This is a genomic window from Microbacterium sp. NPDC028030 (assembly GCF_040637855.1).
Classification (GTDB): Bacteria; Actinomycetota; Actinomycetes; order Actinomycetales; family Microbacteriaceae; genus Microbacterium.
In genome coordinates, this window is the sequence record NZ_JBEZXF010000001.1 from 681991 (window position 1) to 697499 (window position 15509).

Consider the following 15509-nt stretch of genomic DNA (forward strand, 5'->3'; position numbering starts at 1 on the left):
AGAGGACGACGCGGATCCGCCACCCTCGCCCCGGTACGCTGGAACCCATGCTCAACATGGCCGACGGCCTCGTCCGTCTCGGTGCGCTCGCCGAGAATCCGGTCGTCCGCACCCTGGCGTCAGCCTTCGAGAAGGCCGGCTTCGATCTCGCGGTCGTCGGCGGGCCGGTGCGCGATGCGCTGCTGGGCCGGTCGACCCACGACCTCGACTTCACGACGAACGCCTCGCCCGACGAGATCCTGACGATCGTCACACCGATCTCGACGGCGCACTGGGACATCGGCCGCGCGTTCGGCACGATCGGCGCGCGCGTGCAGGGCGAGCAGGTCGAGATCACGACGTACCGCGCCGACAGCTACGACGGCGTGACCCGCAAGCCCACGGTGGAGTTCGGCGACACGATCGACGGCGACCTCGTCCGCCGCGACTTCACCGTCAACTCCATGGCCCTGCAGGTGCCGGCCGTGAAGCTGATCGATCCGACGGGTGGGGTGGAGGACCTCGTCTCAGGCGTTCTGCGCACGCCCGCCGATCCGCGCGTGTCCTTCGGCGACGATCCGCTCCGGATGCTGCGCGCAGCGCGGTTCAGCGCTCAACTCGGTTTCCGCGTCGACGACGCCACGGCGGAGGCGATCGCGGAGCTCCGCGAGACCCTGAGGATCGTGAGCCCGGAGCGCATCCAGTCGGAGCTCGTGCGGCTCATGCAGACCGACGACCCGGTGCGGGGGATCCGCGTGCTGGTGGACACGGGCCTGATCGACGAGTTCCTGCCCGAGGTCACCGAACTGCGCCTCGAAGTCGACGAGCACCACCACCACAAAGACGTCTACGAGCACTCGCTCACCGTGCTCAGCCAGGCGATCGAGCTCGAACACTCGCGTCATCCCGGCGCGGCGCCCGATGTGCCGCTGCGCATCGCCGCCCTGCTGCACGACATTGGCAAGCCGCGCACCCGCAAGCTGGAGCCGGGAGGAGTGGTCACGTTCCACCACCACGACGTGGTGGGCTCGCGGATGGCGCGCAAGCGGCTGCAGGCGCTGCGCTTCGACACCGACACCACGAACGCCGTCGCCACGCTCATCGAGCTGCACCTGCGCTTCTTCGGGTATGCGGAGGGAGCGTGGACCGACGCTGCGGTGCGCCGTTACGTCCGCGACGCCGGCGATCTGCTGGAGCGCCTCCACATCCTCACCCGTGCCGACGTGACCACGCGCAACAGGCGCAAGGCCGGTCGTCTGGCGAGCGCCTACGACGACATCGAGTCGCGCATCGCCGCGTTGCGCGAGCAGGAGGAGCTCGACGCGATCCGTCCTGAACTCGACGGCAACCGCATCCAGCAGGTGCTCGGCATCGCGCCGGGCCGCGAGGTGGGCGAGGCGTACAAGTTCCTGCTCGAGCTGCGGCTCGATGAGGGAGTGCTCGGCGCGGACGTCGCAGAGCAGCGTCTGCGGGAGTGGTGGGCCGCGCGCGACTGAGTCCGCCGGCACGATGCGAGCGAAGGGTCAGTCCTCCCGTCGGCGCATCATTTCCGTGACCACGACGCCGCTCCGGTAGGCGACCGTCTCCACCGCCTCGAACCGTTCGGGGCGATAAGGGCGATCGCCGAACAGCGGGATGCCGGAGCCGAAGAGCAGCGGCTGCCGCTTGAGGACGAGGCGGTCGATCTCGTCGGCGAGCGTCGCGGCGAGAGCGCCGCCGCCGCAGAGCCAGATCGCCGCGCCCTCCTGCTCCTTCAGCTGGCGTACGACCGTGACCGGGTCTTCGGCTGTGACCTCGAGGTTCGCCGCCTGCGCGGTCCTGGAGCGGCTGAAGACGATCTGACGGAGGTGCTCGTAGGGGCTCGGCAGTCCGCCGACCTGATAGGTGTTCCACCCCATCAGCACCGTGTCGAAGACCTCGCGCTTCTGCTCGATGCCCAGGGCGGCAGCGGCGACCGTCGGCAGAGTGTCGGCGAACCGATCGTTGATCCCGTCCATGTGGTCGCCCTCGACGAGGAACGCATCGAATTCGCCGTCCGGCCCGGCGATGAAGCCGTCGAGGGTGACGGCGGCGTAGTACACGAGCTCTCGCATCGCATCTCCAATCACTACATTTGTCGTGTGTCAGAGTACAACACCCGTAGTGATCGCGCGAGCGGGGCTGGTTCGCGGTGAATGCGGCTCGTACACTGAAGCAACGCACGCTCTCGAGATCGGAGACCGCTGTGTCTGCGCCGTGGCAGGTATCCCGCGAGTCGCCGTCGGCGACATCGCGACTGCTCGTCGAGCGTGCGCATGAGGAGCTGCTCGCCGGCAACCTCGACGACCGCCGACTGCAGGAGGTGCGACCCCTCGTCCGCGAGTCGTGGGAGCGGTCGTGGCGGCGTCGCGTGGGGCCGGAGGACGTGCCGCAGCTGGAACTGGTCAGCGAGGAGCTCGAACAGTACCGTCTCGCGCACCCGCTCGCGTCCGCGATGGACATGATCCGCGCGTTGCTGCTGCCCGGTGAGGCGGAGGACACCGGCGTGATCATCGCGGTGGGTGACCAGGCGGGGCGGCTGCTGTGGATCGAGGGGGATGACCAGCTGCGCTCGCTCACCGACGACATGGGCTTCGTCGCCGGTGCGAACTGGTCGGAGGATGTGGTCGGCACCAGTGCACCGGGAACCGCTCTCGCGCTCGGGCATTCGGTCCAGATCCGCGGCGCGGAGCACTACAACCGGCTCGTGCACCCGTGGTCGTGCACGGCGGCACCGGTGCGCGACCCCGAGACGAAGCGGGTCCTCGGCGTGATCGACATCACTGGCGGTCCCGAAGTCGTCTCGGCGCAGGCGCGGCTGCTGGTCGATGCGACCGCACGGGCCGTCGAATCGGAGTTGATGGTCGCGCGGCTGCGTGATCGGAGCGCGACACCGCCCGCGCGGCCTTCCCCCTCGAAGGCGCGGAGACCGGTGACGGCCCGCGCCACGCTGCACGTGCTCGGCCGCGACAGGGCGCGATTGGAGACCGAGTCGTCGCACGGCGAATCCATGGTGGAGCTCAGTGCGCGGCACGCCGCCATCCTGCTCATGCTCGCCGTGCACCGCCAGGGTCTCTCCGCGGAGCGGTTGTGCGAACTCGTCTACGGGGCGGGCGTCTCGCCGGACACGCTGCGGCCAGAGATGGTGCGTCTGCGCAAGGTGCTCGAGCGGACCGCTCCCGATCTGGTGCCGGAGTCCCGCCCGTATCGTCTCCCCGTCGCCCTCGACACCGACGCGCAGGACGTGCTGTCGCTGCTCGACCGCGGCGCGCACCGGGTCGCGCTCACGGCGTATCGCGGTCCGGTGCTGCCGGAGTCGACGTCGCCGGGCGTCGAGGAGTTCCGTGAGACCGTGCGGGCGGCGTTGCGCGAGGCGATGCTGTCGGAGGCGAGCCTCGACGTGCTGCTCTCCTACGCCGAGATTCCCGAGGGCCAGGCCGATGCCGAAGCGCTCCGGCTCGCCCTGGAGATGCTCCCCGCCCGCTCGCCGAAGCGCGCCGGACTCGTGGCGAGGATCGAACGCCTCTCGGCCGACTGACCTCGGGACGCCTGGTCTCGACGGCGGCGACGGCCGAACGATTCCGCGCGTTCGCCGCGATGCTCCCGTAGGTCCCCGGCAGCATCGCGGGAGGCTGCAACCCTGCGCAACGTTGCGCATCGGGGTGCAACGTCGTGCGACCTACCTTCGGAGAAAGCCGCACACCGAAGCGCGGCCCCGTCGAAGGAGACCCCCATGAGCATCGTCGAAGAAGACGTGTCCCTCGCCTATGCGGCCCCCGGCCAGCCGGGCGCCCTCGCGAACTATCGGCCTCGGTACGGCCACTACATCGGCGGCGAGTTCGTCGAACCCGTCAAGGGCCAGTACTTCGAGAACGTCAGCCCCGTCAACGGCAAGCCATTCACCGAGGTCGGGCGCGGCACGAGCGACGACATCGATCGCGCGGTCGACGTCGCTTGGAACGCGTTCGCGACGTGGGGCAAGACCAGCCCCGCCGAGCGGGCGGTGATCCTCAACCGCATCGCCGACCGCATCGAACAGCACCTCGAGGAGATCGCGGTCGCCGAGACATGGGAGAACGGCAAGCCCGTGCGCGAGACCCTCGCCGCCGACATCCCGCTCGCCGTCGACCACTTCCGCTACTTCGCCGGTGTGCTGCGCGCTCAGGAGGGCGGCATCAGTCAGCTCGACGAGAACACCGTGGCGTACCACTTCCACGAGCCGCTGGGTGTGGTCGGGCAGATCATCCCCTGGAACTTCCCGATCCTGATGGCGGTGTGGAAACTCGCACCCGCGCTCGCCGCAGGCAACTGCGTCGTCATCAAGCCTGCTGAGCAGACCCCGGCCTCCCTGCTGTTCCTGTTCGACATCATCGGCGACCTGCTGCCGGCCGGCGTCGTGAACATCGTCAACGGATTCGGCATCGAGGCGGGTGCTCCGCTCGCGCAGCACAAGCGCATCCGCAAGGTCGCCTTCACCGGCGAGACCACCACCGGCCGGCTGATCATGCAGTATGCGTCGCAGAACCTGATCCCCGTCACACTCGAGCTCGGGGGCAAGAGCCCGAACGTGTTCTTCGAGGACGTCGCCCGCTCGACCAGCGACCCGTTCTACGACAAGGCGCTCGAGGGCTTCACGATGTTCGCGCTCAATCAGGGCGAGGTGTGCACCTGCCCGTCGCGGGCCCTCATCCAACGTTCGATCTACGACGGATTCCTCGCCGACGGTCTGGAGCGGGTCGGGAAGGTCGTGCAGGGCAATCCGCTCGACCCGGCGACCATGATCGGCGCTCAGGCGTCGAACGATCAGCTCGAGAAGATCCTCAGCTACATCGACATCGGAAAGCAGGGCGGCGCGCGGCTGCTCACCGGTGGTGAGCGGGTGGACCTCGGCGGCGATCTGAGCGAGGGCTTCTACGTCGCTCCGACCGTGTTCGAGGGCACGAACGACATGCGCATCTTCCAGGAGGAGATCTTCGGTCCCGTGTTGTCGGTCACGTCGTTCGACGGCTTCGACGACGCGATCTCGATCGCCAACGACACGCTCTACGGACTCGGCGCCGGGGTGTGGAGCCGCAGCGGCGACACCGCGTATCGGGCGGGCCGTGCGATCGAGGCCGGTCGGGTGTGGACGAACACGTATCACCAGTACCCGGCGCACGCCGCGTTCGGCGGGTACAAGCAGTCGGGCGTGGGTCGGGAGAACCACAAGATGATGCTCGACCACTACCAGCAGACGAAGAACCTCCTCGTCTCATATGCGGAGGGCCCGATGGGCTTCTTCTGAGTTCGCTTCCGGGCGGGCGTTGCGGCGTCCGCCCGGATCCATCCTCGAAGGGCGGAACCATGGTCAGCATAAGCACTTACCAGCGGGTCGAAGTGACGGACGCTGCGGCATCCCTCGTCCGCGACCTGACCGCGCAGCACGGTCCCCTCATGTTCCATCAGTCGGGGGGATGCTGCGACGGCTCTGCGCCCATGTGCTACCCCGTCGGCATGTTCCTGACCGGACCGGCCGACGTGCTCCTCGGACGGCTCGACGTCGGACTCCCCGAGCCGGTCGAGGTGTTCATGTCGGAGTCGCAGTTCGAGTACTGGAAGTTCACGCACCTCACGATCGATGTGGTGCCGGGGCGGGGCGCCGGGTTCAGCGTCGAGGGGCCGACGGGGATGCGCTTCCTGATCCGGTCCCGGATGCTGAACGACGCCGAGCTGGAGTACTTCGGGCTGACCGACCAGTCCGGTGCGGCGTACGGATAATTGCCGTACACTCAGAAGATGAGTTCCGCCGCACCCTTGAAGGACGCCCGTCTGGAGTTCCGCGTCACCTCCGAACAGAAGGAGGCCATCGAGGAGGCCGCCGCCATCGAGGGACGGACCGTCACAGACTTCTCCGCCTCCGCTCTCGTCGAGCGCGCGCACGCGGTGATCGAGCAGGAGCGCCGCCTCCGCGTCGACGCTGTGCGCTTCGACGCGTTTCTGGAGGTGATGGACCGACCGGCCCGGTCCCTCGACGGGCTGCGCGACCTCATGAACCGCGAGTCCGTGTTCGTTGACTGACTTCCTCGTCCCTCGCCCTCTCGCCGCGGGGGACACGCTGTCGCAGTTCCGCTGTGGTGAGGAGAGCCTGGACATCTGGTTGCGTGGCCGTGCCCGCCGCAACGAGCGCAGCGGCGCATCCCGCACGATGGTGTCGGTCACGCGTTCCGGACGCGTCGCCGGGTACTACTGCCTGTCGTCGAGCGCCATCGACCGGAGAGAAGGTCCGCCGCCTCTTGCTGCGGGGATGCCCCCCTCCGTCCCCGTCGTGCTCCTCGGCCGCCTGGCCGTCGATCAGGAGTTTGCGGGCAGGGGCCTCGGAGGGTCCCTTCTGCAGCACGCGACACTCCGAGCGCTCGAGGCCGCGCAGACGATCGGCATCCACGCGATGCTCGTGCACGCGATCAGCGATGACGTCGTCCCGTTCTACGAGCGCTTCGGCTTCACGGGGTTTCCTGAGGAGCAGCGCACGCTGTATCTCCTGACCAAGGATGCACGGGCGACGCTCAGCCGGTGACTCCGTCGAGCAGTGCCCTCGATGCGCGGGTGCGAGCATGCAGAGCCTCGGCGAGGGCCGCGACGGCCGGGAGGCGCAGCGACTCCGGGCGCGCGACCAGGTAGTACGGGAGCTTCTCGGCGAAGACCGACGGCAGCAGCCGCACGAGATCGTCGTGCCGGTCGGCAGCGAAACAGGGGAGGAGTCCGATCCCCGCACCCGCCCGCGTGGCTTCGACGTGCACGAACACGTTCGTCGAGGTGAGTCCGTCCTGCATGCGCGGAACGAGGCGGCGGGGCAGATCGAGCGCGTCGACCTGCAGCATCGAGTCGACGAAGTACACCAGTCGGTGCTGTTCCAGCTGCTCCCGGGTCTCGGGCGTTCCGGTGCGCTCGAGGTAGTCGCGTGCGGCGTACATGCCGAGCGTGTAGGTTCCGAGCTTCACGGCCTGCGCCCGACTGGTCTGTGGAGCGCCGACCACCACCTCGAGGTCGAGGCCCGCGCGGTGCTCGGCAGCGCGTCGTGTCGCAGCGACGATCTCGACCGTGAGTCGCGGATGCGTGAGGCGCAGCTCGGCGACGGCCGGCGCGGCGATGTAGGCGCTGAAGCCGTCGGTGGCCGACATGCGGATCACGCCGGAGATCGGGTCGGGGGCATCGGCATCGCTTCCGTCGAGCTGCGAGAGTGCGGCCTCGATGCGTCCGGCGCTGTCCGCGGCCGATCGGCCGAGATCGGTGAGCTCCCAGCCCGCAGGGGATTGCGCGAGCAGCCGCCCACCCAAGGCTCCTTCGAGCGCGGCGATACGCCGGGCGACCGTCGTATGGTCGAGTCCCAGGTGTGCGGCGGCGCTGGTGTAGCGTCCGGTGCGCGCCACGGCGAGGAGCACGAGCAGATCGTCGGCGCGAGGGCGCGTGGCGGGACTCATTCTGCAATTATGCACAACGCATGTGCAGCACTGGGCGTTGATGCAGATGGGCGGATCGCGAACACTTGACCGTGGTGTCACCGTCGACACCCGAAGGAGAGACATGACATCTTCCGTGAGTGCGGCGTCGACCACGCCGCCCGTATCCACCTCGAAGCTCAAGCGCGTCGTCGCCGCCTCCATGGCCGGGACGGTCGTCGAGTGGTACGAGTTCTTCCTCTACGCCACGGCCGCGAGCCTCGTGTTCGGCACCTACTTCTTCCCCGCGACGGGGTCTCCGCTCGACGGCATCATCGCGGCGTTCGTCACGTATGCGGTCGGCTTCGTCGCGAGACCGCTGGGCGGCATCGTCTTCGGACAGATCGGCGACCGGTTCGGCCGCAAGCCCACGCTGCAGGCGACGATCGTCATCGTCGGGGCGGCGACCTTCCTGATGGGATGCCTGCCCGGATTCCAGAGCATCGGCTACTGGGCGCCTGCCCTGCTCGTCGTTCTGCGATTCCTGCAGGGTTTCGCCGTCGGTGGCGAGTGGGGAGGTGCCGTGCTGCTGGTCGCCGAGCAGAGCCCCGATCGCTCCCGCTCGTTCTGGTCGAGCTGGCCCCAGGCGGCGGTGCCGGTCGGGAACCTGCTGGCCACTCTCGTGCTGCTCGTGAGCTCCTGGGTCATGAGTTCGGCCGCCTTCCTCGAGTGGGGGTGGCGCATCGCGTTCTGGCTCTCGGCCGTGATCGTCCTGGTCGGCTTCTACATCCGCCGACACGTGGAGGAGGCGCCGATCTTCCTGGAGGCCAAGGCGCAGGTCGAGGCCGAGAAGGCGACGTCGTACGGGGTGGTCGAGGTGCTCCGCCGCTACCCGAAGGGCATCCTGCAGGCGATGGGGCTCCGCTTCGCCGAGAACATCGTCTATTACATCGTCGTCAGCTTCACGATCGTGTACCTGAAGACGGTGCACGAGTACGACACGAGCCAGCTGCTGCTCGCCCTCCTCATCGCCCACGTCGTGCACTTCGCGATCATTCCGCAATTGGGCCGTCTCGCCGACCGCTGGGGGCGCAAGCCGGTCTACCTGACCGGTGCGATCCTCAGCGCCACATGGGCGTTCTTCGCGTTCCCTCTGTTCGACACGCTGAACCCCGTGTTGATCGTGCTCGCCGTGACCATCGGACTCTGCTTCCACGCGTTCATGTACGCGCCGCAGCCGGCCGTGATGGCGGAGCTCTTCCCGACCAGGATGCGGTACTCAGGCGTCTCGCTCGGATCCCAGGTGACCGCGATCCTCGCCGGGTCGCTTGCTCCGATCCTCGCGATCCAGTGGCTGCGCGACTTCGGGTCCTGGGTGCCGATCGCGATCTACATCGTCGCCGCCTGCGTGGTGACCGCGATCGCGGTGCTGTCGCTGCGCGAGACCAGGGGCATCTCGCTGCAGTCGATCGACGACGCCGACGCGGCCCGCGCCGCTGCGGTCTGACGCCACGAGGAGACTGATCCATGACCGATCTTCGAGGACGCAGGGCTCTCGTCACGGGGGGAGCGAGCGGCATCGGCGCGGCGTGCGTCCGCGAGTTCGCGGGGGCAGGTGCCCGAGTGATCGTCGCCGATGTCGACGGCGATGCGGCGCATGCGCTCGCGGCGGAGGTCGGCGGCGAGGCCTGGCAGGTCGACCTGTCCGATGCCGCCGCGCTCGCCACCCTGCGCCTCGAGGTCGACATCCTCGTGAACAACGCGGGAGTCCAGCACGTGAGCCCGATCGAGGACTTCGAACCTGAGCGCTTCTCGTTCATCCTGCGCCTCATGCTCGAAGCGCCGTTCCTGCTCATCCGAGCCGCACTGCCGGGGATGTACGAGCGGGGTTTCGGCCGGGTCATCAACGTCTCGAGCGTGCACGGCCTCCGCGCCTCGGCCTACAAGTCGGCCTATGTCTCTGCGAAGCACGGGCTGGAGGGGCTGTCGAAGGTGACTGCGCTGGAGGGGGGACCGCGCGGCGTGACGAGCAACTGCATCGATCCCGGCTATGTGCGCACGCCGCTCGTCGAGAAGCAGATCGCCGATCAGGCCAGGCTCCACGGCATCCCAGAGAGCGAGGTCCTCGAGAACGTGATGCTGACCGAGGCCGCGATCAAGCGCCTCGTCGAACCCGCCGAGGTCGCATCGCTCGCGCTCTGGCTCGCCGGCGACGCGGCTGGCATGGTGACCGGCGCCGGCTACACGATGGACGGTGGCTGGTCCGCGCGTTGATGCTGCCGGTGACGCCCCTACTTCCGCCCCCGGCACGGTGTCAGTGGTCGCGCTCGATCTCGGCGATCACTGCGGCGCGAAGCCATGCCGCGTAGCGCTCGGCGCCCCAACCCGACTGCACGACGAGCTGCTGGTAGCTCTCGGGCGACAGCAGGAAAGACAGCGCATCGGCGGTTGAGGCCTCGTCGGCGAGGGGGGAGGCGACCCCGCGACGGACGAGTTCGGACACGAGCAGGCGGTAGTCGGCCCGACGATGCTCCAGGATGCGGTTCAGGGCGCCTTCGACCACAGGGTCGGACAGTGCGGCGCCGAGCAGCACCGTCCACAGGCCGTGGCCCCGCGCGTTCGCCGTCGTGATGGTCGTCAGCACCGCGTCGAGGAAGACGTCGTCCGGAAGGTCGATGACACCGGCGGCGACCTCCGTGTCGGCGAGCGTCTCGGCGGCCTCCGATCCGGAGAAGGTGACCTCGAAGGCGGCGATCAGCAACTCCGCTTTGGCCGCGGTGGTCTTCACGGTCTCCGCGGAGACACCGGCCTCGCGGGCGATCGCAGCGATCGTGGTCGCCTGATAGCCCTGCGTGGCGAACAGTCGGGCGGCCGCAGCGACGATGCGCGTGCGGGTCTCCTGCGCCTGGCGGGCGCGTAATGCGGACTTGTAGGCGCGGGGAGCGGCCTCGACCATTGACTTTCCTTACGGGGTGATGAATACTTCGACGGTACATTCAATCTTAGGGAAAGAACCCGCCATGTCCAGTTACCTCATCACGTGCACGCCCGCGCACGGCCACGTCGTGCCGCTGCTGCAGATCGCCCGCCACCTTCTGGCTCAGGGCCACGACGTCAGCTTTCTCACGAGCAGTCGCTACGCCGAGCGGGTCGAAGCCGCGGGCGCGCGCTTCCTCCCGCTCCCCGCCGAAGCCGATGTCGACCTCGACGACGCCGATGGCGCCTTCCCGGAGCGCGTCGGCCTCACAGGCCCCGCTGCGCTGCGCTTCGACATGAGCACGCTCTTCGTGCGCCCCGGAGCCGCGCAGCTCGCCGCCGTCCGCGCCGAGATCGACGCGCGACCGGTCGACGCCATCCTCACCGAGCCGCTCTTCGTCGGGGGTGCGCTCCTGCAACTGCTCCCGGCCTCCGAGAGGCCCCCGGTCGTCGTGCTGGGCATCTTCCCGCTCGGGGCGCGCAGCAAGGACACGGCGCCGTTCGGTCTCGGTGTCACCCCGATGCCGGGACCGTTCGGCCGACTCCGCAATGCCGCGCTGCGCATGGTCGCCGAACGGGCGATCTTCGGGGGAGTGCAGAAGGAGGCCGACGACATGGCGCGGCGAGAGGTGGGGCGCGACCTCGGGGGTTTCGTGCTCGATTGGGCCGGGCGTGCCGACGCCTACGTGCAGTTCACGGTGCCGGAGTTCGAGTACCCGCGCCCCGACCTCCCGGCGAGCGTGACCTTCGCGGGGCCGTTGCCGCCGCTGGCTTCCGAGGCTCCGGTGCCGGACTGGTGGGCCGACCTCGACGGCTCGCGTCCGGTCGTCCATGTCACGCAGGGGACCATCGCCAACTCCGACTTCGGGCAGCTCGTCCTGCCGACGATCACGGCGCTCGCGGCCTCCGACGTCCTCGTGGTGGTGTCGACGGGCGGACGTCCGGTCGACGCGCTGACCGGACGGCTGCCCGACAACGTGCGGGTGGCGGAGTACCTCCCCTATGACAGGCTTCTGCCGCTCGTCGATGTACTGGTCACGAACGGTGGGTACGGCGGGGTGCAGCAGGCCCTCGCGCACGGCATCCCGCTCGTCGTCGCCGGTCAGACCGAAGACAAGGTCGAGGTGTGCGCGCGAGTGGGGTGGTCGGGTGCCGGCGTGAATCTGCGCACGAGCACCGCGGCTCCGGCGAAGGTCGCGAGCGCCGTCGAGCGGGTGCTGTCGGATCCCTCGTTCCGCACGAACGCCGAGCGCATCGGGGCGTCGATGGCGTCTGCGGATGCCTGGCGCTCGCTGGACGACGTGCTCCGCGGGCTGGGCGAGCACCCGAAGCTCCCGCGCCGGAGCGCGCGGCACTGACCCCCGTCTCTGCGGTCAGCCGTTGAGCCGCTGGGTGAGGTGCACCGTGACCTCGTCGCCGTCGCTCTTGCCGATGCGCGTGCGGATCGCTGCGGCCACCGGGAGCTTGTGGGTTCCGTCGCCGAGAGCCATGAAGGCGCCTTGAAAGGGCTCTCCGTCGACGGTGCCGGCGACCTTGACGAGACCACGTGTGCCGAAGATCGTCGCGGAGTCGTCGAGCTGGACGCATGTCCAGGTGTCTCCGGCGCGCACCTTGCCGAGCCTGGCGGTGAAGGTGATGTCGAGCGGCGTGGGGTTGTTCATGACTCTCTCCGTTCCCGGGATCAGGCGAACGATCCGACGATCGCGCCGATGATGGTGAGCTTGAGAACCCAGTCGAGCAGGTGGATGCCGGCCGCGGACAGGGCGGTGTTCTCGTGCACGACCCCGCCCATCAGCAGGACGAAGGGCAGGCTGCACAGTGCCAGGCCGAGAAGGGTTCCCGCACCGACGCCGTGCCATCCGGCCGCGGCCATGAGGCCCGCGACGAGGCACGCGACGATGAGGCTGCGCAGGACGACCGAGGCCATCTGCGCGACGACCGGCATCCCGGGGCGAGGAGTGCTCGTCCGCGAGATCAGGGCCGCGACGGGCGGCAGGGCGTAGAGCGCGGCGCTGGCGACGAAGGACGCCACCGTGGCCAGAGTGACAGCGAGTGCGATCATGTCCGCCTCCTTTAGTACTTATAAGTACTCAATGTAGGGAGCGAACACGGAACTGTCAAGTACTAAACTCGAGGGCATGACCGTGACGACCCGAGCCCCCGGACGCCCGGCCGGCCGCACGGGAGAAGCTCTGATCGACACCGCCCGCGAGGTGTTCCTCGAGCACGGGTACGCCGGGACGTCGATGGACGAGGTGGCCAAGCGTGCGCGGATATCCAAGGCGTCCCTCTACCGCGAGCACGCCTCCAAGTCGGCGCTGTACGCAGCGGTCGTCCGGCACTGGGCGCTCGCAGGTCGCGATGCCATGAAGCCGGCACTGGAGCGCTTGACGTTGAGCCCCGATCCGAGGGAGGGGCTCGTGGCGCTCGGACACACGATGCGCGACGGCATCCTGAGTCCGCCCGTCGTGGCGATGCGCAGGCTCGTCATCGCGGAGGCAGCCGCGCAGCCCGACGTCGCGAAGGACTACCTGGCGCAGAGCTGGGACGCGAACATCCACAACCTCGCGGATGCGCTGACGGGCCTGGCCGACGTGCACGGCCTGCGCGTGGACGATGCCGAGGCTCTCGCAACCGAGTTCACCTGGCTGGTGGTGGGCGCACCGCTGAATGCGGTGCTCCTCGGCGTGGACGTCAGGACGCCGTCGGTGGAGCGGGTCGTCGACGTCTTCCTCTCCGCGTATCTCCGCTGACGCGGCAGAAAGCGCATTCCCGCGCATGGATGCAACGCGTTGCAACCCCGTCCGGTATACCATTCCCTTATACGCCCAGCAGTGTCAGTCCCCAGCTGACGGTGGGCGGGGCGGCTCAGCCGCCATGCGGAGGGAGAGTCGATCTTCTTTCGATCCCGAGGGGGGATGGGGTGGGAGTTCGGTCCCCAGCCGGCACCCACCCCCACACTCGAACTCCGCCTCAGTTCATGCGGCTCAAGAGCCAGAACGCGGCGAACGCGATCACCACGACGATCGGCACCCACGTCCCGGTGCGCTTCAGTCGACGGCCCTGCGACGCCACGCCGGGAGGCGGTGTCAACAGTCCTGTCGGTGCCGCGAAGGGGAGGGCGTCCGCCGAGCCCGCAGCAGCCGCCGCGGACGCGGGGCTCTCGGCGATGAGGCGTTCGTCGCGCCACCGCGCCCACTGGTCGAGCTTCGTCATGAGTGCGCCGACCGCACCGAACAGCCACGCCCAGGTCGCGGGGTCCAAGGTCGACACCTTGCGCTGCGTGTACAGGAACAGCCAGTCGTCGACGATCTCCACGTCGAGCTGAGCCGCGTTGTCGATGAACCGCGCCATGATGTCGGGCGTGAACAGGTAGAGGGCGTCGCGTTCGTATCCGGCAGGGCAGTACAGGGTGAAGTGCTGGTCGAAGTCGCCCTCGAGCGAGAGGCGCTGCGTACGTTGGAACGACGCGGGGAGGTTCGAGCCGAAGCCGTTGTTGCCTTTCGCGTCGAGGACGATGTTGGGCAGGGGCACATCGAGTTTCACAGCCACGTAGCCCCAGCGGTACGTGGTCGAGTTCTTCCCCGACTGCACCGTGTACTGGTAATTGCCGAACTCCACGAAGCGCGGCCTGGTGCCTCGGATCAGGTCGGTCGACTGCCGCGAGCGGCCGAGGCTGAAGATCATGCCGGGCAGGGGAGGATCGGCGACTTTCGGCTCGTACGCCATCCCGTTCGCCTGGGCGAATCGATGCAGCCGATACCGCGTGGTCTGCGCGTTGCGCACGCCCATCCAGATCAGGACGCCGACCGCGGCGAGCAGGAGGACGATCAGCGCCAGCGGGACGGCTGCGGCGGCCGGGGAATCCCCGAAGGAGGCGAGGGAGAGCACGAGGCCGGCGAGGGTCGGGATCAGCACGACCGCCGCGATCGCCGCCCCGGCGATGCCGATGATGGTGGAGACGGACATGCCCGACGACGGCCGTGAGCGCAGCTCTGCCGCGAATGCGCGCACAGCGGCCGCATCCACCGGCTCCGTCAGCGGGCGCGCGTCGAAGCTCGACGGCGTCGACGTCACCGGTTCACCGCGTCCGCACCCCAGCTGAGGTCGGCATCCGAAGGAATGGGGAAGGCCTCGAGGCGGTCGTCCGAGCAGATCGCGTTGATGAGCGCGGCGGAGCCGGCCACGACCGTGGAGTCGAAGTCGACCTCGCTCACCAGCACCCAGGAGCGATCCTCGGGCCAGATGATGCTCGGACTCTGCGCCGAGGGCGGGAAGCCGTGCCGCTCCGCGGGGAGGTCGCGCCAGGGGACGTGCAGCATCCAGTCCGGATCGGCGAACGTCCGCGGCGGAACGGAGAAGAGCACGTGGCCCCGGCCGGGAAGCTCGAGTCTCGGTCCTTCCGAGATCTCTCGCGAGAGGATGCCCTCCTGCCAGGAGGGCTTGCGGAACACGTTGTTGAAGGGGTCGTGCGTGCTGCGGTCCAGCATCGCCTGATGATTCGGGTCGTCGTCGAAGCGGACGAACGAGCGAGAGGGGCTGATGCCGAAGAAGCCGAGCAGGCCGCCGCGGCCCTCCCAGAGCGCGACGACGCCGGCATCGGGCGTCTGCGTGTGGTCGACGAGGTGTTCCGCGACTGCCGTCAGGAGCGGGGTTTCGAGTTCGCCTTCCATGGGGGAGGAGAACTCGCGGCCGTCGGGAGCGATCGGTGTGTGCGCCTCTCCGTCGCCCGGTGCCCGCACGATTCGCTGCCACTGCGCGAGAGGATGCAGGACCGTCCCGAACGCCGCAGCCGCCTGGGCCCACGAGGCCGGCTCCTCGTGGAGTCCCTCCAGCAGGGCACGCTGCTCCGCCGCAGGCATCCGCACCAACTCGTCGACAGTCGGCACAGGCCGGTCGGGCAGCGAGCGGACGATGGCGGGATGCAGGATCCGTGCATACGCGGGGAAGCTGCGGGGAACCACCCCGTGCATGGTCTCGTACCCCGAATCGAGTCGTTCGCGCAACCAGGCCCCCGCTGAGGGATCAGACATCCACTCCATGCGACCACGCTACCGGGGATCACTGTCGTCGATACGACCGCCGCCACTACGGTGGGAGTCGGCCACGCAGGCCGAGTGT

Annotated in this window: 17 protein-coding genes; 10 read left to right on the forward strand and 7 right to left on the reverse strand. The window is 68.8% G+C overall.

The features are described 5' to 3' along the window. Positions 1 to 47: 47 nt before the first annotated feature. Positions 48 to 1475 carry a CCA tRNA nucleotidyltransferase gene (locus AB0E56_RS03330; protein ID WP_359796644.1) on the forward strand — a complete coding sequence of 476 codons (1428 nt, stop codon included), beginning with the start codon at positions 48 to 50 and terminating at the stop codon, positions 1473 to 1475. Between the two features lie 27 nt (positions 1476 to 1502). Here the strand turns inward: AB0E56_RS03330 and AB0E56_RS03335 are convergent, their stop codons facing one another. Beyond that, on the reverse strand, positions 1503 to 2072 hold the full coding sequence (locus AB0E56_RS03335) for a dihydrofolate reductase family protein (RefSeq protein WP_359796645.1): 570 nt from the start codon (positions 2070 to 2072) through the stop codon (positions 1503 to 1505). Between the two features lie 131 nt (positions 2073 to 2203). Here AB0E56_RS03335 and AB0E56_RS03340 point away from each other — a divergent pair, with 131 nt between their 5' ends. The 5 genes from AB0E56_RS03340 to AB0E56_RS03360 all read left to right on the forward strand — a co-directional run bounded on the left by AB0E56_RS03340 (position 2204) and on the right by AB0E56_RS03360 (position 6550). Then, positions 2204 to 3535, forward strand: a complete 1332-nt coding sequence (locus AB0E56_RS03340; protein WP_359796646.1) for a transcriptional regulator — start codon at positions 2204 to 2206, stop codon at positions 3533 to 3535. A gap of 195 nt (positions 3536 to 3730) precedes the next feature. Next, positions 3731 to 5281: an aldehyde dehydrogenase family protein gene (locus AB0E56_RS03345; protein WP_359796647.1), complete on the forward strand. Its 1551-nt coding sequence runs from the start codon at positions 3731 to 3733 to the stop codon at positions 5279 to 5281. A 59-nt stretch (positions 5282 to 5340) separates the two neighbouring features. Next, the gene (locus AB0E56_RS03350) at positions 5341 to 5754 is read left to right on the forward strand and encodes a DUF779 domain-containing protein (RefSeq protein WP_359796648.1); all 414 of its coding nucleotides are present in this window, start codon (positions 5341 to 5343) and stop codon (positions 5752 to 5754) included. A gap of 18 nt (positions 5755 to 5772) precedes the next feature. Then, positions 5773 to 6054, forward strand: a complete 282-nt coding sequence (locus AB0E56_RS03355; RefSeq protein WP_359796649.1) for a DUF1778 domain-containing protein — start codon at positions 5773 to 5775, stop codon at positions 6052 to 6054. Beyond that, positions 6047 to 6550, forward strand: a complete 504-nt coding sequence (locus tag AB0E56_RS03360) for a GNAT family N-acetyltransferase (protein ID WP_359796650.1) — start codon at positions 6047 to 6049, stop codon at positions 6548 to 6550. The genes AB0E56_RS03355 and AB0E56_RS03360 overlap by 8 nt, the downstream gene beginning before the upstream one ends. Here the strand turns inward: AB0E56_RS03360 and AB0E56_RS03365 are convergent. Further along, on the reverse strand, positions 6540 to 7454 hold the full coding sequence (locus AB0E56_RS03365) for a LysR family transcriptional regulator (protein WP_359796651.1): 915 nt from the start codon (positions 7452 to 7454) through the stop codon (positions 6540 to 6542). The genes AB0E56_RS03360 and AB0E56_RS03365 overlap by 11 nt on opposite strands. A 103-nt stretch (positions 7455 to 7557) precedes the next feature. Here AB0E56_RS03365 and AB0E56_RS03370 point away from each other — a divergent pair, with 103 nt between their 5' ends. After that, positions 7558 to 8919, forward strand: a complete 1362-nt coding sequence (locus tag AB0E56_RS03370; RefSeq protein WP_359796652.1) for an MFS transporter — start codon at positions 7558 to 7560, stop codon at positions 8917 to 8919. Positions 8920 to 8939: 20 nt separating this feature from the next. Further along, complete coding sequence (locus AB0E56_RS03375; protein WP_359796653.1) at positions 8940 to 9686, forward strand: 3-hydroxybutyrate dehydrogenase; 747 nt, start codon at positions 8940 to 8942, stop codon at positions 9684 to 9686. Between the two features lie 40 nt (positions 9687 to 9726). On the opposite strand, the gene AB0E56_RS03380 is transcribed toward AB0E56_RS03375, so the two are convergent. After that, the gene (locus AB0E56_RS03380; protein WP_359796654.1) at positions 9727 to 10368 is read right to left on the reverse strand and encodes a TetR family transcriptional regulator; all 642 of its coding nucleotides are present in this window, start codon (positions 10366 to 10368) and stop codon (positions 9727 to 9729) included. Positions 10369 to 10432: 64 nt separating this feature from the next. Between AB0E56_RS03380 and AB0E56_RS03385 the strand changes: the two genes are divergently transcribed. Then, a complete protein-coding gene (locus tag AB0E56_RS03385; RefSeq protein WP_359796655.1) occupies positions 10433 to 11746 on the forward strand; it encodes a glycosyltransferase in 1314 nt (437 codons plus the stop codon). Positions 11747 to 11761: 15 nt separating this feature from the next. Here AB0E56_RS03385 and AB0E56_RS03390 read toward each other — a convergent pair whose 3' ends face one another. Further along, a complete protein-coding gene (locus AB0E56_RS03390; RefSeq protein ID WP_359796656.1) occupies positions 11762 to 12049 on the reverse strand; it encodes a DUF1905 domain-containing protein in 288 nt (95 codons plus the stop codon). Positions 12050 to 12069: 20 nt separating this feature from the next. Next, positions 12070 to 12450 (reverse strand): DUF1761 domain-containing protein, encoded by a 381-nt coding sequence (locus AB0E56_RS03395; protein WP_359796657.1) that lies wholly within the window; start codon positions 12448 to 12450, stop codon positions 12070 to 12072. A 76-nt stretch (positions 12451 to 12526) separates the two neighbouring features. On the opposite strand from AB0E56_RS03395, the gene AB0E56_RS03400 reads away from it, so the two are divergent. Then, positions 12527 to 13141: a TetR/AcrR family transcriptional regulator gene (locus AB0E56_RS03400; RefSeq protein ID WP_359796658.1), complete on the forward strand. Its 615-nt coding sequence runs from the start codon at positions 12527 to 12529 to the stop codon at positions 13139 to 13141. A gap of 220 nt (positions 13142 to 13361) precedes the next feature. On the opposite strand, the gene AB0E56_RS03405 is transcribed toward AB0E56_RS03400, so the two are convergent. Further along, on the reverse strand, positions 13362 to 14465 hold the full coding sequence (locus tag AB0E56_RS03405; protein ID WP_359796659.1) for a hypothetical protein: 1104 nt from the start codon (positions 14463 to 14465) through the stop codon (positions 13362 to 13364). Next, entirely contained in the window at positions 14462 to 15421 is a 960-nt protein-coding gene (locus tag AB0E56_RS03410) for a hypothetical protein (protein WP_359796660.1), read from the reverse strand. Before AB0E56_RS03410 ends, AB0E56_RS03405 begins: the two co-directional genes overlap by 4 nt. Between the last annotated feature and the right edge of the window lie 88 nt (positions 15422 to 15509).